We start from the raw sequence: 21,959 nt of genomic DNA on the forward strand, positions 1-21,959 counted from the left end.
GTTTTGGCGGCCCCATCCGTGTAGCTAAAATTGAATCTATTTTTGCCGGTGCCACCCGGGGGGCAGAATCCGGGAGCGGGGCGCCGGCTCATCCGTGGGGGCGGCGATGCTGAGCAGTCTGGCGATAACGGCCGGCGGGGTGGAATCCTTCGACTTCCGCTTTTCCGTCGGCGCGCTTACGCCCAACGACATCCTGGACAGCGCCACCACGCCCCCCGGCCGCTACGTGTGGGAGGTGGCGCGCCGCACGCTGGCCGCCTGTCCCACCGCCGACGCCGTGGTCGTCGCCAACCCCATCCTGCCCCTCCGCGCCAGCCGCTTGGCGAAGCTGGTGCTGGCGGGCGGGCCGCTGCCCGCCCCGGCCGTGGTGACGGACGAGGGCACCTTCCCCATCGCCTACATCCTGCCGCGCCGACTGCTGGATGAGGGCCTGGGCCGCTTCCTCTGCCTGCTGTCGGTCAGCCGCTCCGCCGCCGACGCCCAGTTGCTGTCGCGCCTGACGGGCGGCGGCTTCGTGCCGCGCCGGCCCACCACCTTGCGTGCCATCGGGTCCCTGCCGGAAAGCACGCCCCAGGGCTTCATCCTGGCCGACAACCTGGAGGCCTGGCTGGTCCAATGCGTCAACGCCGTGAAGCTGATGCGGGCGCGCGACGACTGGCGCGATCTGCCCTTCGCCGCCCATCACCCGGGCCATGCCGGCGACGTGCTGTTCTTCAGCTTGGCCTCCCGCCTGGTGCCGGACGGACACCTGGCCTTCCAGTCCCAGGTGGTGTGCCGGGCCTATCTCGACATCTTCCAGGACTGCGGCAACCGGCTGGCGCCCATCGTGCTGGACATCCCGCCGGCGCCGCGCAACACCGACGTGGGCGACGGCCGCTATTTCATCGACAGCTTGGCCCACCTGCCGCCGGGGGTGGATGAGGAAACCTTCATCGTCTTCTCCCGCTATTCCAAGGCCTACGCCAAGTCACCCTTCAACCTGATCGACCATGCGCGGTTCAGCCTGGGCGACCCGGTGGCCACCTTCGCCGACACGCTCTATGCCCACGCGCCCACCGTCCAGCACCACCCGGCATCCCTGCCGCCCGGCGGCCCCATGCGGGTGCTGATGCAGCTGACCGGCGGCTGGGACCTCAAGACCTATCCGGCCAAGGACCGCCGCGTGCTGATCCGTGCCCTGGTCGGCCTGGGGTGCGTCGTCACCGTCATCGACCTGCCCGACGCCGCGGCCGACGGCGCCACCGTGGTGACGGCCGGCAGTACCGGCGCATTGAAGGCCCTGCTGGACGACCATCACGTCTTCCTCAGCGTCGACAGCTTCCCCCTGCATTTCGCCAGCCAGATCCTGGGCCATCCCACCGTCGCCATCTTCGGCTGCACCGCCCCCGGCAATTCCGATGCACCCCGGCGTCCGGGCTACCGCCTGCCGGCCCCCGCCTTGCCCTGCGGCCCCTGCGGCTGCCTGGACTATTGCCCCCTGCTGATGACCCGCGACTGTGCCAACCAGCCGCGCCCGGCCCAGCTGGTGGCCGCCATCCTGGAGGTGGCGGCCGAGGTCTACGGCGCCGGCCCGGCCTCCGTCCTGGGCCTGGGCGACGCGGCCCAAGACAACGCGGCGTAGGAAGGGGCAGGGACCATGCTGGGCGGTGTCGCGATTACCGGTGGGCGGATGGAGGCGTTCGACTTCCGCTACTCCATGGGTGAGCTATCGCGGGGGGAACTGCTGGACAGCGCCACCTCACCCCCCGGCCGTTATGTGTGGGAGGTGGCGCGCCGTACCCTGGCGCGCGTGCCCGGGGCCGACGCGGTGGTGATCGGCAATCCGCTGCTGGCCTCGCGCGGTGCCCGGCTGGTCGACTTGCTGCGCGGTGGCGACACCCTGCGCTGCCCCTGTGTGCTGACGGATGCGGAGACCTTTCCCGTCGCCTATGTCCTGCCGCGCGCCCTGTTCGACCAGGGCCTGGGCCGCTTCCTGTGCCTGCTGTCCGCCAATCGCGCAGCGACGGACGCGCAGCTGCTGTTGCAACTCACCGGCCAGATCGTGCCCCGGCGCCAGACGCCGCTGAAGCCGCTGGCGCCCCTGCCCAAGATCACCGCCCAGGGCTATATCCTGGGCGACAATCTGGCGGCCTGGCAGGCGCAATGCGCCGATGCCGTGCGGCTGATCCGCACGCGGGCGGACTGGCGCCGGCTGCCCTTCGCCGCCCACCACCCAGGCCATGCCGGCGACGTGCTGTTCTTCAGCCTGGCCTCCCGCCTGGTGCCGGCGGGGCAGCTGGCCTTCCAGCGCCAGGTGGTCTGCCGCGACTATCTCGACATCTTCCAGGATTGCGGCAACCGGCTGGAGCCCATCGTGCTGGACATCCCGCCGGTCAGCCGTACGGGTGAGGTGTCGGACGGCCGCTATTACCTGGACAGCCTGGCGCACATCGATCCTGAGGTGCGGGCCGGGACCTTCATGGTCTATTGCCGCTTCTCCAAATCCTATTCCCGCACGCCCTTCAACCTGGTGGACCAGGCGCGCTTCGCCCTGGGCGATCCGGTGGCGAGGCTGGAGGACACGCTCTACCGCCGCGCGCCCGTGAAGGCCGGCCGCTGCACCTTGCCGCTTACGCCCTTGCGGGTGCTGATGCAGTTGTCCGGCGGCTGGCCCCTGAAGGCCTATCCCAGCGCTCAAGCCCGGGTGCTGGTCCGGGCCCTGGTCCGCTTGGGCTGCGCCGTCACGGTGCTGGACGCGCCGGGGCTGGCGGCGGACGGCGCCACCCCGGCCAGCGCCGGCAGCACCGGCCGGCTGGCGGCCCTGATCCGCGACCATCACGTCATGGTAAGCGTCGACAGCTTTCCCCTGCATTTCGCCAGCCAGATCCTGGGCCATCCCACCGTGGCGGTGTTCGGCCCCACCTTTCCCGGCAATTCCGACGCGCCCCGGCGCGCGGGCTATCGCCTGCCCACGCCGGCGCTGCCCTGCGCCCCCTGCGGCGGCTACAAGGCCTGCGCGCTGGATGAGGGGCCGGGATGCCGGAACCACCCGGCGCCCGCCGACCTGGTGGCCGCCATCCTGGAGGTGGCGGAGGAGGCCTATGGCACCCCCGTCCGTGAAAGAGGAGACGCGGCATGATCCCGCCCCTGAACCTGCGCGTCCTGGCTTTCTTCGACGTCCGCTTCCAGTCATCCGGCCCGCTGTGGCAGGCGCTGGGCGGCGGTGATCCCTGGGCGCGGGCGCTGGACGCCTATCCCGCCCGCCGTCATCACAGCCCCCTGCTGCAGCCGGGCAAAGCGCTGGGGCGCTACGATCTGGCGGACGCGGCCGGCGCCGGCCGGGTGGTGGCGGTGGCGCGCGCCACCGGCATCGGCGGTTTCGTCCTGGATTGCCACCGGCTTGAGGGCGGTTACCTCACGGGGGCGGAGTGCCTGGACGCCTGGTGTGATGACGATTTCGGCCTGGCCTTCCGCTGGACGCCGGCGCCGGTGGACGACCCGGCCTCCGACGCAGCCGCCCTGATGGCGGCCATTGCCGGTTTCAGCCCTTTGTTGGCCGACGGCCGCCAGGTGCTGGTGGTGAATGAGCCCTACACGATGCCCGACCCGGCGGGCACGGTGGCCCTGCTGCGCCAGGCGGCCGCCGCGGCCGGCCTGGGCGGCCTCTACCTTATCGCCACGGCGGCGGAGGTGCGCGGCGGCCTGCTGGATGCTGGCTTCGACGCCTTGCTGGACCCAAGCCCGGCGCAGTGGCGCTCCTGCAAGCCGGCGGAGCTGCTGAACGGTTATACCTTCCTGCAGGCGGAGGCGGGGCATGCCGACGGCGGCATGTTCGACGACACCATCATGAGCTATGCCCAGTTCGTGAACAGCCGCATGGTCGACCGCCCCAGCCGGGGCAAGGTCTTCCCCCGCGTGGTGCTGGACTTCGCCGATTGGCCCGACCATCCCCAGGGCGGCGCGACGCTGCTGGCCAGCACCAGCTCCGTGCTCTACCGCCGCTTCCTGGCTGGGGCCATGGTCCATGTCGCCCAGCATTTCCCGGAAGCGGAGCGGCTGGTCTTCATCGACAGCTGGAACCATTGGCGCCAGCGCAGCCAGATCGAGCCCACCACCCAGTTCGGCAGCACCGTGCTGGATGAGACCGCCAACGGCATCCGCCAGGGCGGCTACGTCGCCCTGACCCGTGTGGGCCAACCCACCCCCGGCCGCTCGCCCGGTGTGGATTACGACGCCATCGCCGCCCTGTGCCGCGAGATCGAGGAGGAACTGTCAGCCTTCCCCTGAGGCATCCCGGCGTGCGAAGGCGCCGGCGAAGAAGTCAAGCAAGCCGAAGGGCGCGCTGTCGCCCAGGCAGAGATCCAGGATGCGGTGAGCGCCGGCGGCGGCGGCCGCGCCGCGCGGGAACATCACGGATTCATAGGCGGCCAGCGCCGCCTCGATATCGCCGGGGTGGGCCGCGATGGCCTGCGCCAGCTCAGCACCATCCAGCATGGCCAGGTTGGCGCCTTCGCCGGCCGGCGGGGCCAGGTGGGCGGCGTCACCCAGCAGCGTCACGCCTGGCACCCGGTCCCAGCGGTGGCCGATGGGCAGGGTGTGGAGCAGGCGCGGCACGGGCGGCGTGTCGCTGTGGGTGATCAGCGTGGTCAGGGCCGGGGCCCAGCCGTCGAACTCGGCCGCGATGCGGGCCTTGGCGGCGGCCGCGTCGCCGAAGTCGATGGCGGCGATCCATTCCGCCGGCCGCCGCAGCCCGATATAGGCGTGCAGCGTGCCGCCGGGCTCACGGTGGGCGAAGATGCCCCGGCCGGGCGTCATGGCGAACATCCCACCGCCGCCCACCGCCTGGGCCGTCGCCGGATATCGCGCGTCGGCATCGAACAGGTAGGTATCGATGAAGGTGGCGCCGGCATAGGCGGGCGTGGCGTCCGACAGCAGCGGCCGCACCTTGGACCAGGCGCCATCGGCCCCGACCAGCAGGCCGGTGGTCACGCTGGCCCCATCCGTGAAGGTCAGTTCATGCCGCCCGTCGCCCAGCGCCGCCACGCGCGCCAGCTTCCGGCCCCACTGGACGGTTCCCGCTGGCAGGCTGTCCAGCAGCAGGCGCCGCAGCTCCCCCCGCAGCACCTCGGGCCGGCCGCCCGTGCCGTCGTCCGGCTGGTCCATCAGCACGGCGCCCTGGGGGTCCAGCACCCGCGACGCCTCCCCACCGGCATGGATCAGGGCGCGAAACGGGTCGAACAGGCCGGCGGCCTTCAGCGCCAGCTGACCGTCCCGCTCATGGATGTCCAGCATGCCGCCCTGGGCGCGGGCGCCGGCCGACCCCTCCGCCTCATAGACGATCGTGGGAATGCCGTGGACATGCAGGACGCGGGCGAGGGTGAGACCGCCCAGGCCGGCGCCGACGATGGTGACGGGTGTCATCTTGCTTCCTCAAAGGGATTGGAACGATGTTCCATAGATATTTAATTGGAACGGGGTTCCATGAATGTCAAGATGATCCCATGACGAAACGGACCGACCGGCGCGCGGACGCGCTTTCCAGGGAAAGGATCGTGGGGGCGGCGATCGCCATCCTCGATGCAGGCGGCGAGGGCGCCCTGACCTTCCGCGCGCTGGCGGCCCGCCTGGCGACGGGCAGCGGGGCCATCTACTGGCATGTCGCCGACAAGGACGCGCTGTTGGCGGCGGCCACCGACCATGTCGTCACGCGGGCCATGGCAGGGGCGATATCCGGGGCGATATCCGGGGCCATATCCGAGACCGGGGCCGGCGGGGCGGACCCGCGCGAGGCCATCCGGGTGATCGCCCTGGCCATGTTCGACGCCATCGACGCGCACCCTTGGGTGGGCGCCCAGTTCTCCCGCGCGCCGTGGCAGCCGGCGATGCTGCGGGTGTTTGAGGCCATAGGCGGCCGGCTGTGGGAACTGGGCGTGCCGGAGGGGGCGTGGTTCAACGCCTGGTCGGCGCTGGTGACCTATATCTTCGGCGCCGCCGGGCAGAACGCGGCGAACGCGCGCCTGCAGGCGCCGGGGACGGATCGCTCGGCGGCGCTGGCGGACATCGCCGGGGGATGGGCGCGGCTGGATCCGGCCGACTATCCCTTCCTGCGTCGGGTGGCGCCGCAGCTGGCGGCGCACGATGACCGTGACCAGTTCCTGGCCGGCATCGACCTCATCCTGGCCGGTATCGGGACGGTGCGATAGGCGGTTCCCCGGCGGTTCCGCGGCGGAAGATCACGACGCCGCCACGGCGGCGGCCCAGGCCTTGGTGGCCTGGCAGGTGTCCATGGCCCGCCGATAGGCGTCGCGGCCGCTGGTGCGGGCGATGTAGGCGCGCTGCGCCTCGTTGAGGGTGTAGCCGCCGGCCCGCTGGGCGAACTCAAGCGCGTAGGTCACGGAAATGTCGGCCGCCGTGAACGTCTCGCCGGCCATGTAAGGCGCGCGCGCCAGCTGGCGCGTCACCAGCCCCAGCCGGCTCTCGAACACCTCCAGCGCCTTGAGGGCGCCCCAGTTCCGGCGCTCCGCCTCGGGCGCCAGGTTGCGGCTGACGACGACGAAGTACATCGACGCGGCCAGGCCGGCTTCGCCCAGGTGCAGGAATTGCTGATAGGCGGGGAAGGCGGGATCCTGCGCGGCCGGCGCCAGCGGCGTGGGCCCGTACCGCGCGATCAGATATTCCATGATCGCGATGGACTCGACCAGGGTGGCATCGCCGTCCTGGAGCGCCGGGATGAAGCCGGCCGGGTTGATGGCCAGGTACTCCGGATCATTCTCGACGCCGGCGAGCAGATCCACCGGCCTCAGCCGATAGGGCAGCCCCATTTCCTCCAGCAGCCAGACGACGCGAAAGCCCCTTCCTTCGCCGAAGACGGTGATCATCGTCCACGATCCTCCCTATCTGAACCCGTGCCTGTCTGAACCCGTGGCCCGCGCATCAGGACACGGGCCCGGCACAAAGGACAATCCCCACCGGCGGGGTACCGGTGGGGATTGAACGGACGTCGGGATGCTGAACCCGGATGCGCGCCTCAGGGCGTGTGATAAATCTCCGCCCCCTGCGCCAGGAAGGCCTCCGACATCTCGGCCATGCCCTTCTCGGCTTCGACGAAGCTGCCCTCCACGCCGGCCAGGTCGCGCACCTCCTGGCTGATCTTCATGGAGCAGAACTTCGGCCCGCACATGCTGCAGAAGTGCGCCAGCTTGGCGCCGTCGGCGGGCAGGGTCTGGTCGTGGAACTTTTCCGCCGTTTCCGGGTCCAGCGACAGGTTGAACTGGTCGCGCCAGCGGAACTCGAACCGGGCGCGGCTGAGCGCGTCGTCGCGCAGGCGGGCGGCGGGGTGGCCCTTGGCGAGATCCGCCGCGTGCGCCGCCACCTTGTAGGTGACGACACCCACCTTCACGTCGTCGCGGTCGGGCAGGCCCAGATGCTCCTTGGGCGTCACGTAGCAGAGCATGGCGGTGCCGAACCAGCCGATCTGGGCGGCGCCGATGGCGCTGGTGATGTGGTCGTAGCCGGGCGCGATGTCGGTGGTGAGCGGCCCCAGCGTGTAGAACGGCGCCTCGCCGCACCACTGCAGCTGCAGGTCCATGTTCTCCTTGATCTTGTGCATGGGCACATGGCCCGGGCCCTCGATCATCACCTGCACGTCGTGCTTCCAGGCGATCTGCGTCAGCTCACCCAGTGTCTTCAGCTCGGCGAACTGGGCGGCGTCGTTGGCATCCGCGATGCTGCCGGGGCGCAGGCCGTCGCCCAGCGAGAAGGCCACGTCATAGGCCTTCATGATCTCGCAGATTTCCTCGAAGCGGGTGTAGAGGAAGTTCTCCTTGTGGTGCGCCAGGCACCACTTGGCCATGATGGACCCGCCGCGCGAGACGATGCCGGTGACGCGCTTGGCCGTCAGGGGGATGTGGGCCAGGCGCACGCCGGCATGGATGGTGAAATAGTCCACGCCCTGCTCGCACTGCTCGATCAGGGTGTCGCGGAACACCTCCCACGTCAGGTCCTCGGCCTTGCCGTTCACCTTCTCCAGCGCCTGGTAGATGGGAACGGTGCCGATGGGCACGGGGCTGTTGCGGATAATCCATTCGCGGATGGTGTGGATGTTGCGGCCGGTGGACAGGTCCATGACCGTGTCGGCCCCCCAGCGGATGGCCCACACCAGCTTGTCCACTTCTTCCGCGACGCTGGAGGTGACGGCGGAATTGCCGATGTTGGCGTTGATCTTGACCAGGAAGTTGCGGCCGATGGCCATCGGCTCCGATTCCGGGTGGTTGATGTTGTTGGGGATGATGGCGCGACCGCGCGCGATCTCATCCCGCACGAACTCCGGCGTCACGAAGTCCGGGATGGATGCCCCGAAGCTTTCGCCGTCGCGCTCCAGCTGTTCCTTCAGCGCCTGGCGGCCCAGGTTCTCGCGGATGGCGACGTATTCCATCTCCGGCGTCACGATGCCGGCGCGGGCGTAGGCCAGCTGCGTCACCGCCCTGACAACACCCCCGGGGCCATCCTTGGCGCGCAGGGGCAGGCGGCCGGCGCGGTCGAACACCGGCACGGGGCTGCTCTCGCCTTCCTTCAGGCCGTTGTCCACCGCCTTGATGGCGCGGCCCTCATAACGCTCCACATCGCCCCGGCCCTCGACCCAGGGGCGGCGCAGCTCCGCCAGGCCCAGGCGGATGTCGGTGGTCACGGCCGGGTCGGTGTAGGGGCCGGACGGGTCGTAGACGCGCACCGGCGGTTCATTGGCGCTGGGGCTCAGGTCGATCTCGCGCATGGCCACGCGCAGGTCGGGGTGCAGGGTGCCCGGGATGTGGACCTTGCGGGAGGCGGGCAGGGGCCCGGTGGTGACGGTGAAGCCGTCGTTCGCCGGAATCGCGGCCGGGGTCAGGGTATCGGGCATAGGGTCGTGCTCCTCCGTAGTCCGGCGCCCTTGGCTCTCTGGCCGCTGATGCGTCCGGCACGTCACATGTCGCCAACCCGGGGCAACGACGATGAGGGGGAGGAAGGCGGCCGCTGCAGTCGCGGCCTACAGGGCGGATGCGCGTGTGATCCCGTTGGCGGGTAGATACGCGAAGGCCCCTGTTCCCATCCCTACGCCGGTACGATCCGGATCAGGTTCAAAGGGTCCCCGCGTCTCTCCGCGGATCTCAGCGCCCTCCGGCGCACCCCTGGAACGAAGGCCGCACTGTGCGCGCCCGAGGGCGCAGGTGTCAATGGGGAGGGAAATGGGGTGGTGGGGGAATGGTTGGGCGACGCTCAGTTCTACCGATGGGTTCGCCTCAGTAAATTTGGACGGAGGAGACGGTCTTGATGCTGGGGTGACCGACGCGCACATGGTCGATGACGTAGCCGGCCACGGGCGTCAGTGTGTCGCCTTGCCCCCGCCAGACGCCCAAGATCATGGCGCCCACCCGCCAGCCCACGGTGCCGGGTGCGATGCGCACGGTCAGCGGTCCGTCCGGGCTTTGCCAGGTCATCAATGGCGACGACATCTCGAACGCCGAGAAGCCGCGATAATGCCAACCGGGAAAGTTCGGCATTCGAAAGGTCGCGTCCAATGGTTCATCCATCTCCTGTGGGGTCAGGTCTGGCAAGGTGGGGTAAGCGGGCCCACCAGCCGGATGAAAAGGACCCGCCTCTACCCATGGGCTGGCGCCCACCGTGGCCGCCCAACCGGGGGCCGCTTGCCGCAGGGCTTGGCAGACGGGCGCGCTGGCATTGCAGGTGCCTTCGCCCAGACGGTAGGCGGCTTGGTAGGTCACCTCGAGGTTGCAGGAGTCGCCCCAGCGGTCTTTCCTGGCCAGGCGGATGAACAGGGTTGAGCGCTCAGGTCCGGCCTTGGCCCGGATACTGTCCGCGTTCTGGGTGAAGAACAGAGGCTGTCCGCTGCCGTCCGTGCCGAAGCCGACGGTTTCCGTCCAGCAATAGGGCTGGGCGTGGTTTTCCGGCGGCGGCAGGGCGGGACCGGCTTTCCCGCTGGCGTCCAAGGGAAAGGCGGTGACGCTGACGCAATCGGCCGTGCCCCCCGTTGCCGTCACCGCCACGTGCGAGGACCCGAAGGGAACGATGGCTATGGCGTCGCCCCGCCGATTGATTGCCGCCGCCGGCAGCCGATGACGCCAAGTGGGGTCCAGTTTTTCCTCAGGCGCCGGAACCACGAGCCCGGCGGCGATCATCTGCCGATCCAGGGGAATTTGAAGCGGCGCATCGTCAGCGGTGCGGGCCAGGGTCAGCGTCATCGAAGCGCGAGGGCAAAACGACGGGTCACCTTCCCCTTTGCTCAGGGCCGTCAGCGCCGCCTGGCGTAGGGTCATCGTTTGGGACAGGCATTCCTCCTCCGTCGGCCACCCGACCGTCAGGGGCGACGTCGGCCTGGCGGGCCCTTGGCACAGGCGGTCCCGTGTAGCCAGCCATCGGCGCTGTTCGCCGACCAGTGCCGCCACATCCGTGCCGGCCTGAGTCAACACTTGCCTGTAAAGCCGCGCGACCTCCCTATCCTGGTCCGCCAGCTTCGGATCAGCGCAAATCGCGCGCTCGGTCGCCGTCTTGGCGGCAGCGCAGTCAAAGCCGGGGCCGGCGGCCTGCGCAATGCTGGAAAGAAACAGCGCGGCGGTGATCAGGGCGGGAAGGCGGTTCACGGCGGTAGGCAACCGGTGGTGGAGGTTGCCGACAGAATTAAACATCTTTGCCAGGAACGCCATAGGTGCTGACGGCGGGCCTCAGGGCCGGGCCGCCATCGTCACCGCCGGCACGCCCACCCGCACCTGGTTGATGGTGTAGGCCGCCACCGGGGTCAGGGTGTCGCCCTCCCGCCGCCAGGCGCCCAGGATCATGGGGCCGGGGCGCCAGTTCAGCATGCCGGGCGACAGGCGCAGGATCAGGGGGCCGCCGGGGCTCTGCCAGTGCAGGACGGGCGCCTCCTCCTCGAAGTTGGGCAGGCCGGTGTAGGTCCAGCCCTTGACGCTGGGGATGGTCAGGAAGGCGGGGACGAAGGGGCCGGTGTAGGGGGCCAGGCCGTCCAGGGCGGGATAGTCGGGGCGGCCGGGCGGGTGGTCGGCACCGATGGACCAGGGGCTGGCGGCCAGGGCGGTGGCCCAGCGCGGGGTGGCCTCGGCCAGGGCCTTGCAGGTCGCGGCGTCGGCGGCGCAGCGGCCGTCGCCCAGGCGGAACTCGGTCTGGTAGGTCGCCTCGATGCGGCAGGCCGCCCCCCAGCGGTCGCGATGCACGGGGTGGATGCGGACCTCGGCATGGCTGGGACGGGCCATGGGCCGGCTGGGGCCGGAATCCTGGGCGAAGAAGACCGCGGCGCCGGTGGCGTCCTGGCCGAAGCCGGCGCTTTCCGACCAGCAATAGGCCGGCTTGTCCGCCGGGCGGGCCTCGGGCGGCGGCAGGGCGGGGCCGCCGTTGCCGGCCGTGTCCAGCCAATGGACGCTGAAGCTGGTGCACGACGCGGCGTCGTCCAGCGCCGTCACCGCCACATGGGCGCGGCCGAAGGGCACAACGGCCATCTGGTCGCCGGCGTCCTGCGTCGCCTCCGGCGGCAGCCGGTCGCGCCACACCTGGGTCAGTTCCTGCTCCGGCGCCGGGGTCAACAGGCCGGCGCCGATCAGCTGCTCATCCAAATCGCCCACGGGCGGGCCGCCGTCCAGCCCGCGCGCGGCGGCCAGGGTGGCGGCTGCGCGCTCGCAGAAGGGCTTATCCGGCTTGGCCGCCTGCACCGCCAGCGCGGCGTGGCGCAGGGGCAGCGCGCGGGCCAGGCAGGTGCGCGCCCGCTCGTCATCCGCCGGCGCCAGGTCGCCGCACAGCCGGTCGCGCGTCGCCAGCCAGCGCGCCTGCTCGGCGATCACGGCCGCCGCGTGCGCGCCCGCCTTGGCCTTCGCCAGCCGGTACAGGCGCGCGATCTCCGCATCCTCGGCCCGCAGCGCCGGGCTGGCGCAGATCATCCGTTCCGTGCGCTTGCCCGCCGTGGCGCAGGGGGTGGCCGCCAGGGCCGGGGGCGCCAGCAGGAGGGCGGTGGCGATGGCGGGCAGAACACGGTGTCGAATCACGGGGCGTCTGATCACGGGACTGGGCAACCTGGGTCGGCGGCGGGGCCGACAAGATCAGGCATCACGCCCGCGATTGCCACAGGATCGTTTGCCCCGCCGTCCTACCGCTTCGCCAGATAGTCGACGATGGCCGGGACGTCGCCGGCGTCGATGGGCGCCTTGTAGGTCTGGATCATCTTGTTCACGATCTCCGCCCATTTCTCCCGGGGGAAGGGGGGCTGCCTCAACACCATGCCGGCCGAATGGCAGGTCAGGCAGTTGTTGTTGATGGCCGCCGCGTCGGTGCCGGGGAACTCCCGGTCCGACTGGGGCAGGTCCACGGTTACGGACCGCAGGGTGACGCCCCCGGGCCCCGTGACGGTGGTGGCGTCGGACGCGGCGAAGGCGGGCGCGGCAAGGCCGGTGGCGGCGATGGCTAGAATCCAGGTGCGATTCATCGTGCGACTTCCTCCGTCAGGCGGCCGTCAGCGTGGTCGTCTCGACCACGTTGCGCATGAAGCCGCTGGGGTTCCAATTGGCCTCCAGGGGCTGGGTCTCCCCGGCGGTGTTGGTGCAACGGGCCATCAACCGCACCGGGCCTGCGGCGGGGCCGGGGGCGGCGAGGTGCCATTGGCGGAAGCTGTAGCGTCCCTCGTCCTGGGCCAGCTGGGCCTGCCTCCAGGTCCCGCCACCATCGGCGGACACCTCCACCTTCGCCACCCCCTGGTCGCCGCCGAAGGCCAGGCCGCGCAGGGCCAGGGGCTTGCCCGCCGCCACCTGCGCGCCGTCCACCAGGTTGGTGATGAAGGAACGCGGCACCATGCGGTTGATGGGAACCTGGGCATAGCCGGCCTGCCCCGGCGCCACCGACGCGTGCGGTGTGTCCGGGATGCGGTACGCCATTTTGGTCCAGTACTGGTCGTCGGCCGCCGCCAGCACCTCGATATCGCTCAGCATCTTGACCCAGTAGGTGGAATACCAGCCCGGCACCACCAGCCGCAGGGGGAAGCCGTTCAGCAGGGGCAATTGCTCGCCATTCATCTGGAAGGCGATCATGACCTCGCCATCCCGGGCGTGGTCGATGGCCAGGGATTTGGCGAAGGCGGGGGCGTCGGGCACGACGGGCTCGTCCAGGCCCCGGGCGCGGATGGCCACGGTGCCGGCCTTGACGCCGGCCCGGTCCAGCACGGCCTTCAGCGGGACGCCCAGCCAGCGGGCGTTGCCCATGGCCCCGTGCCGCCACTGGGCCCCGCCGACGCGGGGGCTGAACAGGCTGCGGGAGTTGCCGGAGCATTGGTTGACCGCCGCGTATTCGATGCGCGGCATGGCCAGCAGATCACCCAGGCCCAGGGTCAGGGGCCGGTCCACATGGCCGTGCACCTTCAGCGTGAAGGTGGCCACATCCACCTGTTCGGGAATGTCCGCCCAGTGCCACCGCACAAAGAACCGGTCGTTGGGGGTGAAGACGCCCTGGTCGAACACCTCGAACGGCGTTTCCAGCAGGGGCGGGCGGGTCCGCTGCAGGATCATCCGGCCCTTTTGCGGGAAGGCCGTGGTGAACACGGCCTCGTCCCCGTCGCGCATCATGGCGCCCAGCGCCCCGGTGGGACGTTGCAGCGCGCCCAGGGCGGCGGCACCCGCGATGAACCCCCGCCTGCCGATCATGGGAACCCGATGGCCTTGGTCCATGGTCCCGACTCTCCTCAATGGATGGCGCCATGGCCGGGACCGTTTGCCCCGGCATGGTTGTCCGGCCTATTGAGAAGCAGGGCGACCGATCTATCCAATGCTTTGTCAGCATTGTACCGTTCGGTCTATGGGAACGATCGTGGCTTGGCCGGGGGCGGGGCGCAACGCTCAGCCGGGGTTCTTTTTGTAGGCGTCGATGACGCCGTTCCATTCCTCGATCACGCCTTTGTGCTCGGTCATGGCGTCGGTCTTGGCCTTGTCCAGGCACTTCAGGTAGGCGGTCATCTTGGTGGTGTAGTCGCTCACCTTCTTCTCCGCCGCCTCCATCTCCGGTCCCTTGGACTTCTTGCCGGGGGGCAGCTTGGGGCGGTCGGGGCGGGTGCAGGCGGGACCTTGCGCCGCCGCGGGGAGGGCGGTGGCGACAATCGGGGTGGCGGCCAGCAGGGTGGCCAGCGCCAGGGGAATGCGGCGGATCATGTGTCTATGTTGATCAATGTTGACGATTAATCGGTGAATGAAATCAAGCTCAGCCGCGCGCCAGGCTTTCCAGGGCGCCGGCATAGGGGCTCAGGTCATAGCCCTGGCGGCCGGCGGCCTCGATGATCTCGTTCACCGGCGTCCCGTTCGAGGCGGCGCCCAGCGACCAGAGGATGGTGCTGCGCGTGCCGGAGCGGCAGTGGGCCAGCACCGGGCCCGGCAGCTTGGCCAGGGCTTCGGCGAAGGCGGCCGCCGTCTGCGGGCCCAGGTTCGACTGGTTGACCGGCAGGTACACGTACTCCAGGCCGGCCTCCTTGGCCAGCTCGGCCCCCCGGGCGGAGGTCAGCTGCCCCGGCTCTTCCCCGTCGGGGCGGTTGTTGATGATGGTGCGGAAGCCCAGCGCCTTGGCCTGGGCGAAGTCCGCCTCCTCGATCTGCGGGGCGACGCTGAGGCTGTCGGTCAGGGGACGGGGGGTCAGCATGGGTGAGCTCCGGATAAGCGGGCGGGGGTCGGGGGAGAAGCTACCCCCATTCGCCCGCCCGGTTCCAGTGTCGGCTTACGTCAATGGCTTCTCGAACGGCAAGGCCGGCGACCGCCGGCACTGCAGCGAGCACCGTAGGGCGCAGCGAGGATAGCCAAGCCCGCGGATGCGGGCGCCCGGCGATTGAGGGAGCCAAAAAACTCAGCGCTGGTCCTTAACTACGTCGCCGCCCTTGATCACCACAGGGATGTGCTCCAGCAGGGTGACGTCGGCCAGCGGGTCGCCCTTTACCGCCACTAGGTCGCCGTAGCGGCCCACGGCCACGGCGCCGATGTCCTTGTCCGTGCCCATGGCCTCGGCGGCGTTGCGGGTGGCGGCGCGGATGGCCTCCAGCGGGGTCATGCCCCACTGCACCATCTTGGCGAACTGCTTGCCGTTGTCGCCGTGCGGATAGACGCCGGCGTCGGTGCTGTAGATCATCTTGGCGCCGGCCTTCACCGCCTTGGCGAAGTTCTCGCGCTGCACACGGCCGATCTTGCGCTCCTTCTCCAGGCTTTCCGGCAGCATGCCGACCTTGGCGCCCTCCGCCAGGATGTAGTCGTCGTTGTAGATGTCCATGCCCAGCCAGGTGCCGCGCTTCTTGGCCATCTCGATGCCCTCGTCATCGATCAGGCTGGCATGCTCGATGGTGTCGATGCCGGCGCGGATGGCGGCCTTGATGCCGTCGGTGCCGTGGGCGTGGGCGGCCACCTTCATGCCCAGGGCGTGGGCCTCCTTGGCGATGGCGTCCAGCTCCTCCTGCGACAGCTGCTGCGCGCCGGGGCTGTCGCCCTTGGACAGCACGCCGCCGGTGGCGCAGACCTTCACCAGGTCGGCGCCGAACTTCTTCACCCAGCGCACCTTCTGCACCATGCCCCAGGGGCTGTCGGCCACACCCTCGCCCACGCGGCCATAGTCGGCGGGCAGCAGGTTTTCATCACAATGGCCGCCGGTGGCGCCCAGCAGGGGGCCGGAGACCTTCATGCGGGGGCCGGGCACCAGGCCGCTGTCGATGGCGTTGCGCAGGGCCACGTCGGTGAAGGCGTCGGCGCCCACGTTGCGCACGGCGGTGAAGCCGGCCATCAGCGTGACCTTGGCGTTGGCGACACCGGCGATGGCCTTGTCGGCGGTGGTCACGCCCAGCGATTCATAGCCGTTCCAGGTGGGCTGGCTGGTCATGTGGGTGTGCATGTCGATCAGGCCGGGCAGCAGCGTCAGGCCGGGCAGGGCCACCGTGCGGGCGTCGGCCGGCGCCGTCACCGTCCCCTGTGCGCCCACCGCCGTGATGCGGCCGTCGACGATCAGCACCGCCGGCCGGTCCACCACCTTGCCGGCCAGCACGTCGACCAGATGGTCGGCCGTCACCAGCACGGTGTCGGCCTGGGCGGCTCCCGCCGCCATCAGGACGCCGAAGCTGAGGCCGGCCAGCAGACGGCGGGCCAGGGCGGTTGCGCGCTTGGACATGGTTTCGAAGCCCCCATTCTTTGGATTTTGGATAAAGCGTTGGGCCGGAAGGTGCCCATGCCGCAGTCCCACGTCAACGTGACAATCAAGGGGACGGCGTCCCGGGGGTCTGATGAAACCGTCGCATTAAAAAAATGTCAGGAAGCGGCGACAGGTTGCCAACGTCCGCGCGTGCAAGGGTCGTGGCGTTCAAAAACGACCACATGGCAAAGCCCGGCGCCAAAGGCGCGGGCTCACCTTCCTCCTCCCAAATTGGGGTTCCATATCCGTCCGGATGCCGTTACGGCGCGACCGGGCGCTACGGGGCATTCCACCGACCGGCCAGTGGCGAGAGGGCCGGGCGGGTGGCGCCCCGGGGCGCCAGGGTCAGTCGCGATGAGGTTCGGGGACCTGCCGCCGCCCTCGGGCGGGTGGGATCTGATCCGTGTCGCTGTTGGCGGCGGCGGACGATGGCGGTTGGGCGGGTGCTGCCCCGGAAGACCCAAAAAAAACGGACGCGGACGCGCCCCGGGCCGATGCCGAGGCAGCTGGCTTCCAGTCCTTGAGTGCGGCACCCATCAGCGTCCGCTCCACCCGCTCCAGCATGCCGGGCGGCGGTTCCAGCGCCGGTGCGTCGTCGGCGATCATCGCCTCCAGGCGGCGCATCTCGCGCACGCGCTCCCTGGCTTGGGGGGAAGCCCGCAGCAGGGCCGTGACGGCCCGCTGGTGCTCGACCGGCCAAGCGCGAAGCTGGGCCCCGTACTGGCACAGCAGGTCGTCGAGTTCCTCAGGCGTCATCAAAAGCATCCCGGGGCCGTATGGCGGTCTTGCGGAAGGCGGTGCGAAGGCGCTGGCGCGCGCGCTTCAGCAGGGCTTCCGCCGCCACGACGGTGGTGTTCATGGCCGCCGCCACTTCGGCGGCGGACATCGATTGGTCGTAATATAGGGCCAGCGCCACCTGCTGACTAGCTGGAAGTCGTTGCCGCGCTGTGTGCAGAACTGTGGCCAATTCCTTTTCAAGGACGATTTCGTCAAAGCTTTGACTGTCGTCCATGATGTCTTCGGTCAATTCCAGCGTATTTTCCGCTGGTCGCCGCCGGTAGTCGATACAGCGGTTGATGACGATGCGGTGGATCCAGGTGGTGAATTTCGCGCTGATGGGCTGCCAGGTTTCGCGATGGTTCCACACCTGCAGGAAGGCGTCCTGCACCACGTCCTCGGCGTCGCTGTCGTTGGGCAGGATACGACGGGCCACGGCGTACAGGCGGCGGAAGTATCGGCGGATCAGCAGGCGATAGGCATCGACGTTCCCTGTCTTCAACAGGGCCATCAGCGTTTCGTCCGTGGCGTTGGCCAGATCGTTGCCGTCCAGGACGGGCGTCAGTACGGCCAGGGCGCCCGCGTCCCGGCCCCTTGCGTCCAGCGCCCCGGGGTTCAGGGCCGCGCCGGCAGGGCCGCCGCGCGAGTAAGGGGAGCTTGTCATCGTCACCGCCATCTCTTCTTTTTGGCCCCCCCGGGAGCCGCTGCCGCCGCTCCCGGGTTTCCATTGCTCAACACGCCTTGCCCGAAGGCGGTCCCCATGTTCCCGGGCCCATCCGTAAATCCGCGCGCCTCGCGCGGATTTACGGATGGTGTACGTTAAACGGGGCGGAAGCCCGTCGGTTGTTCCCCGAAACGGCATACCCTGGTCGCATAATCCTCAATTCTTGGGCGGCTTCGCCCACAGCCGCCGGTGCAGCGCCAGGCGTTCCTGAATGCGGCGCACGCGGCCGGGCACGTCGCGACCGCCGGCCGCCCGGCCCAGCGCCAGGATAAAGGCGCCATAGAGCTGGCTCAGCGCCTTGCCGCTGGGGCCGCCCACCTGGTTGGTCATGACCACCTGCAGGCCGGTGTAGATGCGGATCGCATGCACGATGTCGGCATGGAAGCGGTCGAACTGGCCGGCGGTGGCGTGGCGCTCGGCGGAGGTGCACAGCTGCAGCGCGCGGTCCTGCAGCGCCTCCACCAGCTTGTGGGGGGGCAGGGTCTGCTTGGCCGATCCGTAGGCGCTGGAGGCACGCTGGTACGCGGTGTGGTTCATGGCCGCTCTTTTCACTCTCTGGTGGGAAGGGTGGGTGCTGGGATGTCCCTCCGGCCGGCGCCGGCGGAACCGCCGGCGCGTCAACTGCTGCTGTTGCTTGCGTCGGAATACGCCTTCAGGGTCTTCAGCAAGGTGGCCGCCGTCTGCGCCTGGGCTTCCAGCTGGGCGTAGTAGGTGGCCAGCTGGGTGCCGTAGGCCTCCGCCTGGCTGCGGATGTCGTCGGCCTTGCTGGTCAGATCCGTGTCGTAGTCCGTCAGGGTGTCGATCTGGTTCTGTAGGGTGCCGCTGTCGGTGTCCCCCGCGTTGTCTGAAGTGGTGTAGATCAGGTCGGCCAGCCCGCTGCTGGTGCTGACGCTGATCGTCTGGCTTTGGGAGCCCAGGTAGACCAGCGTCATCCCTGCATATGCCGTGCCATCGTTGCCGATGATGCGGGAGCCGCTGATGGTGAACAGGGAGGTGTCGCCCCCGACGCCGGCGGACGCGATGCTGCCGTCGTCGTTCATGGTGATGTCCAGATTGAAGTTCAGGCTGTCGGTGCTGTCGGGGGAACGCAGCATCGACAGCTCGGTCGAGGAGGTGGAGTAGTTGAAGCCCAGCAGGGTCTCCAGATCGTCGAGGTTGTCGCTGAGCGCGCTGTCCAGCGTGGTGCTGTCGATGGCCAAGGTGTTGTCGCTGTTGAAGGAAAGCCCCAGGGACGAGATGGAATAGGTACCGTCGGTCAGGTTCAGGGCGTTCTGCAACGCGGTGGAGATGGACCGCACCTGGCTGTCGGCGAACAGCACGGCGGAACTGGCCGGGCTGCCATCGGTGGCCGTGGCCTGTTGGGTGGAGATGAAGTTGCGCACGGCGTTGTAGGCTGTGACGAAGGTGGAAATGCCGCTCTTGATGGCGCTGAGATTGGCCGTCAGCTCCATGGTGATGGTGGAGCCGGTGCCCGTGCTGCTGTCGTAGTCGCTGGAATAAAGGTCCAGCGTCACGCCCGACAGCACGTCGCTGATGACGTTGCTGGTGCGCTGGATGTCGATGCCGTCGACCTCGATTTCCGATCCCTGCGCCGCCGTCAGCTCGTCGGCGTAGCTGCCGTCGCTGTTGGTGACGCCCAGCGAGGTCATGATGCCGCTGCTGTCGTTGGTGAACTCGATGGCCTTGCCGGTGTCGTTGGCGGTCAGCACCAGTTCATAGGCACCGTCGGACACCTGGATGATGCTGGCGGAGACGTCAGTGCTGCTGGTCTGCTTGTTGATGGCGGCGGCGATGTCCTTGAGGCTGTCGGTGCTGGCCACGCTGATGGTGGCGGTGGATCCATCGGCCAGGCCCAGGGTGAAGGTGCCGGACAGGTTCAGCGCGCCCGTCTGGCTGGTCTGGGTGCTGCTGCCCAGTTTTTCCGCCGTCGCCAGTTGCTTGATGACGATGGTGTGGGTGCCGGTGGCGGTGCCGTCGTCCACCGACACGCCCAGCATGTCGTCGGCGGAGACGCTGGAACTGCCGCCTGACAGATAGGCCGTGCGTTCGGAAAACAGGTTGGTGCTGGAACTGTCCACCGGGTTGGACAGGGCCTCCGCCGCCGTCGCCAGGGTGTTCAGCAGCGTCTGGAAATTCTCATAGGCCGAGATCTTGGACTCGTTGTCCGAGATCTCGCTATCGATGGTGTCGGCTCGGGTTTCCTTGGCGGCCACCGCCGCGGCCACCAGGGCCGAATAGTCCAGCCCGGTGACGGACGACGCGGATGAGGACGTGCTGGCCGTCGACGAACTCGACGTGCTGCTGCCGATGGTGGACACCGATGTCATGACTTGCCCCCTGGCCTTCCTTTCACCCCTTGGGAAACGGGGGACGCCCGGCGAGGGCGCCCCCGTTCAGTCCTTACTGCAGCAGCTTCAGCAGCTCGGACGGCAGCTGGTTGGCCTTGGCCAGCGCGTTGATGCCGGCCTGGACCAGGGTGTCCTCGTTGGACAGCTTGGTCTGTTCCGACGCCACGTCGACGTCCATGATGGCGGACTGGGCCGCCTCCTGGTTCTCGATCGAGGTGGAGATCATCTCGCCCTGGTATTCGAAGCGGGAGATCTGGGCGCCCACCTTGGCGCGGGCGGTCGACAGCGCGCTGATCGCCGACTTGATGGTGGTGATGGCCGAGGTGGCGCCGTCGGAGGTCGAGACGCTGGAGCCGGTGAGGCCCAGGGCGCTGCTGTCCACCGTGGTCAGGGTGATGGTGATCGTGTCCGTGGTCGCCGTGCCCACCAGGAAGGTGACGCCCGAGGACCAGGAGCCGGTGCCGTCCAGCAGGCTCTGGCTGTTGAAGCGGGTGCCCGTGGAGATGCTGTCCACTTCGTCCGTCAGCTGCTGGTATTCGGCGTCGATGTAGCCGCGCTCCGTGTCCGTCACGGTGCCCGAGACGGATTCGGTGGCCAGCGATTCCATGCGCTGCAGGATGTCGGAGATGCGGGCCATGCCGCCGTCCGCCGCCTGCAGGATGGACTCGCCGTTCGAGGCGTTGGTCGACGCCTGGTTCAGCATGGTGACGTCGGACTGGATCTTGGTGCCGACCGCTAGGCCGGCGGCGTCGTCCGACGCCTTGGTGATGCGGGAACCGGACGCGATCTTGGAAACCGAGGACGATTCCGCCTCGGAATTGGTGTTCAGGTAGCGCAGGGCGGAATTCGCCGCTGTGTTGGTGGTGACGACAGGCATCATGGACCTCCATGTGGTTGGCGAGAGGTTCGTGGGACGGTCGCCTTTTGCGGCCGGGCCGTACTCCCCCTCGCACGGTTCAACGGCAGGTCAGATGAAAGCGGGCGCACTTTTTTCGCTATTTTGCGAAAAGTTTTGAGTCATCACAGGTAGTTCGCGAGACTCATTTTCTGTGAGGCGGCAATAGCCTGCATCGTCGCCTCTAATGACGTCTGTAGTGTCGTCACCGTTGTTGACACCTCCGCCAGATCGACACTTTTCAAGTCACTGCTTTGCGTCGTGGCGAAGGAATTTATATCGGACAGATGGCTCGACGCCTTCTGTATTCTGGAAGATGTGTCGGACAATGTCTGGCTGATGTCGCTCAAGCCGTCCGACGCGTCGTTCACCAGATCCAGGGCGTTGGTGAGGGTGGTGTCGTCCAGCGGGTCGGTGTTGCTGATCATGCTCATGGCCCGCATCAGCTTCTCGATGGATGGGTCGCTGGCGGTGACGCCGTAGCTGACGCTCTGGGTGGACGACAGGCGCACGGTCGCCAGGGTGTCGTTGCCGCTGTAATAGCTGGTGTCGGCGCTGCTGGATGAGGTCTGGGCGGGGTAGGTCGAGCTGTCCACCGATACCGGCGCGTGGTTGGTGTCGCTGCCGCCGAACAGGTACTGCCCGCCATAGGTGTCGTTCAGAATGGACGCCACGTCGGTCAGCCAGCCCGACGCCTCCTCCTGATAGGTCGACCGGCTGGTCTGGTCGGCGGACATGGCCTCGCTGATGGCCGTCTTCAGGCTGGTGGCGATGCTGGAGATGCTGGTGATGTCGGACGCGATGGCGTCGATCTTGGTGACGGCGTTGTCGGCGTTGGTGATCAGGGTGCTGGAATAGCTGACCTCGCTTTCCAGGTTGACCAGCAGCTTGACGTTGCCCCCGGCGGTGGACAGGCCGGCGTAAGTGGTGGACTTGGCGCTGGTGGCCTCCTGCACCTCCGCGCTGTTCAGCGCGGATTCGTTCTTCAGCATGTATTGGACCAGGGCGCTGTGCGCGCCGGCGGTCGATATCCGGTTCATCG

General features: G+C 68.8%; 20 protein-coding genes and 1 riboswitch. Of the genes, 4 read left to right on the forward strand and 16 right to left on the reverse strand.

The window, feature by feature from the left end:
* Window positions 1–106: 106 nt before the first annotated feature.
* From P5F91_RS23145 to P5F91_RS23155, 3 genes are read left to right on the forward strand one after another with little or no spacing between them, the layout of a single operon-like run.
* Entirely contained in the window at window positions 107–1,621 is a 1,515-nt protein-coding gene (locus P5F91_RS23145) for a glycosyltransferase family 9 protein (RefSeq protein WP_277908381.1), read from the forward strand.
* Between the two features lie 15 nt (window positions 1,622–1,636).
* Entirely contained in the window at window positions 1,637–3,118 is a 1,482-nt protein-coding gene (locus P5F91_RS23150) for a glycosyltransferase family 9 protein (protein ID WP_277908382.1), read from the forward strand.
* Window positions 3,115–4,266 (forward strand): glycoside hydrolase family 99-like domain-containing protein, encoded by a 1,152-nt coding sequence (locus tag P5F91_RS23155; protein ID WP_277908383.1) that lies wholly within the window; start codon window positions 3,115–3,117, stop codon window positions 4,264–4,266. Before P5F91_RS23150 ends, P5F91_RS23155 begins: the two co-directional genes overlap by 4 nt.
* Here P5F91_RS23155 and P5F91_RS23160 read toward each other — a convergent pair.
* Window positions 4,252–5,400: an FAD-dependent oxidoreductase gene (locus P5F91_RS23160; RefSeq protein WP_277908384.1), complete on the reverse strand. Its 1,149-nt coding sequence runs from the start codon at window positions 5,398–5,400 to the stop codon at window positions 4,252–4,254. The genes P5F91_RS23155 and P5F91_RS23160 overlap by 15 nt on opposite strands.
* Window positions 5,401–5,480: 80 nt before the next feature.
* Between P5F91_RS23160 and P5F91_RS23165 the strand changes: the two genes are divergently transcribed.
* Window positions 5,481–6,182, forward strand: a complete 702-nt coding sequence (locus P5F91_RS23165; RefSeq protein WP_277908385.1) for a TetR/AcrR family transcriptional regulator C-terminal domain-containing protein — start codon at window positions 5,481–5,483, stop codon at window positions 6,180–6,182.
* Window positions 6,183–6,212: 30 nt separating this feature from the next.
* On the opposite strand, the gene P5F91_RS23170 is transcribed toward P5F91_RS23165, so the two are convergent.
* The 15 genes from P5F91_RS23170 to P5F91_RS23240 form a co-directional block, all read right to left on the reverse strand.
* A complete protein-coding gene (locus P5F91_RS23170; RefSeq protein ID WP_277908386.1) occupies window positions 6,213–6,857 on the reverse strand; it encodes a glutathione S-transferase family protein in 645 nt (214 codons plus the stop codon).
* 149 nt (window positions 6,858–7,006) lie between these two features.
* The gene (thiC, locus tag P5F91_RS23175) at window positions 7,007–8,875 is read right to left on the reverse strand and encodes a phosphomethylpyrimidine synthase ThiC (protein WP_277908387.1); all 1,869 of its coding nucleotides are present in this window, start codon (window positions 8,873–8,875) and stop codon (window positions 7,007–7,009) included.
* A gap of 169 nt (window positions 8,876–9,044) precedes the next feature.
* A riboswitch (TPP riboswitch) is annotated at window positions 9,045–9,155 on the reverse strand.
* A gap of 99 nt (window positions 9,156–9,254) precedes the next feature.
* Window positions 9,255–10,676, reverse strand: a complete 1,422-nt coding sequence (locus tag P5F91_RS23180) for a lysozyme inhibitor LprI family protein (RefSeq protein ID WP_277908388.1) — start codon at window positions 10,674–10,676, stop codon at window positions 9,255–9,257.
* A gap of 18 nt (window positions 10,677–10,694) precedes the next feature.
* The gene (locus P5F91_RS23185; RefSeq protein ID WP_277908389.1) at window positions 10,695–12,023 is read right to left on the reverse strand and encodes a lysozyme inhibitor LprI family protein; all 1,329 of its coding nucleotides are present in this window, start codon (window positions 12,021–12,023) and stop codon (window positions 10,695–10,697) included.
* Between the two features lie 101 nt (window positions 12,024–12,124).
* On the reverse strand, window positions 12,125–12,460 hold the full coding sequence (locus tag P5F91_RS23190; RefSeq protein WP_145608400.1) for a cytochrome c: 336 nt from the start codon (window positions 12,458–12,460) through the stop codon (window positions 12,125–12,127).
* Window positions 12,461–12,476: 16 nt separating this feature from the next.
* A complete protein-coding gene (locus P5F91_RS23195; RefSeq protein ID WP_277908390.1) occupies window positions 12,477–13,691 on the reverse strand; it encodes a molybdopterin-dependent oxidoreductase in 1,215 nt (404 codons plus the stop codon).
* 168 nt (window positions 13,692–13,859) lie between these two features.
* Window positions 13,860–14,168 carry a hypothetical protein gene (locus P5F91_RS23200; protein ID WP_145608397.1) on the reverse strand — a complete coding sequence of 103 codons (309 nt, stop codon included), beginning with the start codon at window positions 14,166–14,168 and terminating at the stop codon, window positions 13,860–13,862.
* A 49-nt stretch (window positions 14,169–14,217) separates the two neighbouring features.
* The gene (locus tag P5F91_RS23205; protein ID WP_211106799.1) at window positions 14,218–14,649 is read right to left on the reverse strand and encodes a protein tyrosine phosphatase family protein; all 432 of its coding nucleotides are present in this window, start codon (window positions 14,647–14,649) and stop codon (window positions 14,218–14,220) included.
* A gap of 201 nt (window positions 14,650–14,850) precedes the next feature.
* The gene (locus tag P5F91_RS23210; protein WP_145608395.1) at window positions 14,851–16,152 is read right to left on the reverse strand and encodes a Xaa-Pro dipeptidase; all 1,302 of its coding nucleotides are present in this window, start codon (window positions 16,150–16,152) and stop codon (window positions 14,851–14,853) included.
* A 366-nt stretch (window positions 16,153–16,518) separates the two neighbouring features.
* The gene (locus tag P5F91_RS23215; protein ID WP_277908391.1) at window positions 16,519–16,929 is read right to left on the reverse strand and encodes a hypothetical protein; all 411 of its coding nucleotides are present in this window, start codon (window positions 16,927–16,929) and stop codon (window positions 16,519–16,521) included.
* Window positions 16,919–17,614, reverse strand: a complete 696-nt coding sequence (locus P5F91_RS23220) for a sigma-70 family RNA polymerase sigma factor (protein WP_186454499.1) — start codon at window positions 17,612–17,614, stop codon at window positions 16,919–16,921. Before P5F91_RS23220 ends, P5F91_RS23215 begins: the two co-directional genes overlap by 11 nt.
* Window positions 17,615–17,830: 216 nt before the next feature.
* On the reverse strand, window positions 17,831–18,211 hold the full coding sequence (locus P5F91_RS23225) for a flagellar export chaperone FliS (RefSeq protein ID WP_145608390.1): 381 nt from the start codon (window positions 18,209–18,211) through the stop codon (window positions 17,831–17,833).
* 80 nt (window positions 18,212–18,291) lie between these two features.
* Window positions 18,292–20,001 carry a flagellar filament capping protein FliD gene (fliD, locus tag P5F91_RS23230; RefSeq protein ID WP_145608388.1) on the reverse strand — a complete coding sequence of 570 codons (1,710 nt, stop codon included), beginning with the start codon at window positions 19,999–20,001 and terminating at the stop codon, window positions 18,292–18,294.
* 73 nt (window positions 20,002–20,074) lie between these two features.
* Entirely contained in the window at window positions 20,075–20,902 is an 828-nt protein-coding gene (locus P5F91_RS23235; RefSeq protein WP_004273368.1) for a flagellin, read from the reverse strand.
* A gap of 140 nt (window positions 20,903–21,042) precedes the next feature.
* The gene (locus tag P5F91_RS23240) at window positions 21,043–21,957 is read right to left on the reverse strand and encodes a flagellin (protein WP_186454498.1); all 915 of its coding nucleotides are present in this window, start codon (window positions 21,955–21,957) and stop codon (window positions 21,043–21,045) included.
* Window positions 21,958–21,959: the final 2 nt, after the last annotated feature.

Origin of the sequence: Nitrospirillum amazonense (assembly GCF_029594735.1) — a bacterium.
GTDB classification, from domain to species: Bacteria; Pseudomonadota; Alphaproteobacteria; order Azospirillales; family Azospirillaceae; genus Nitrospirillum; species Nitrospirillum amazonense.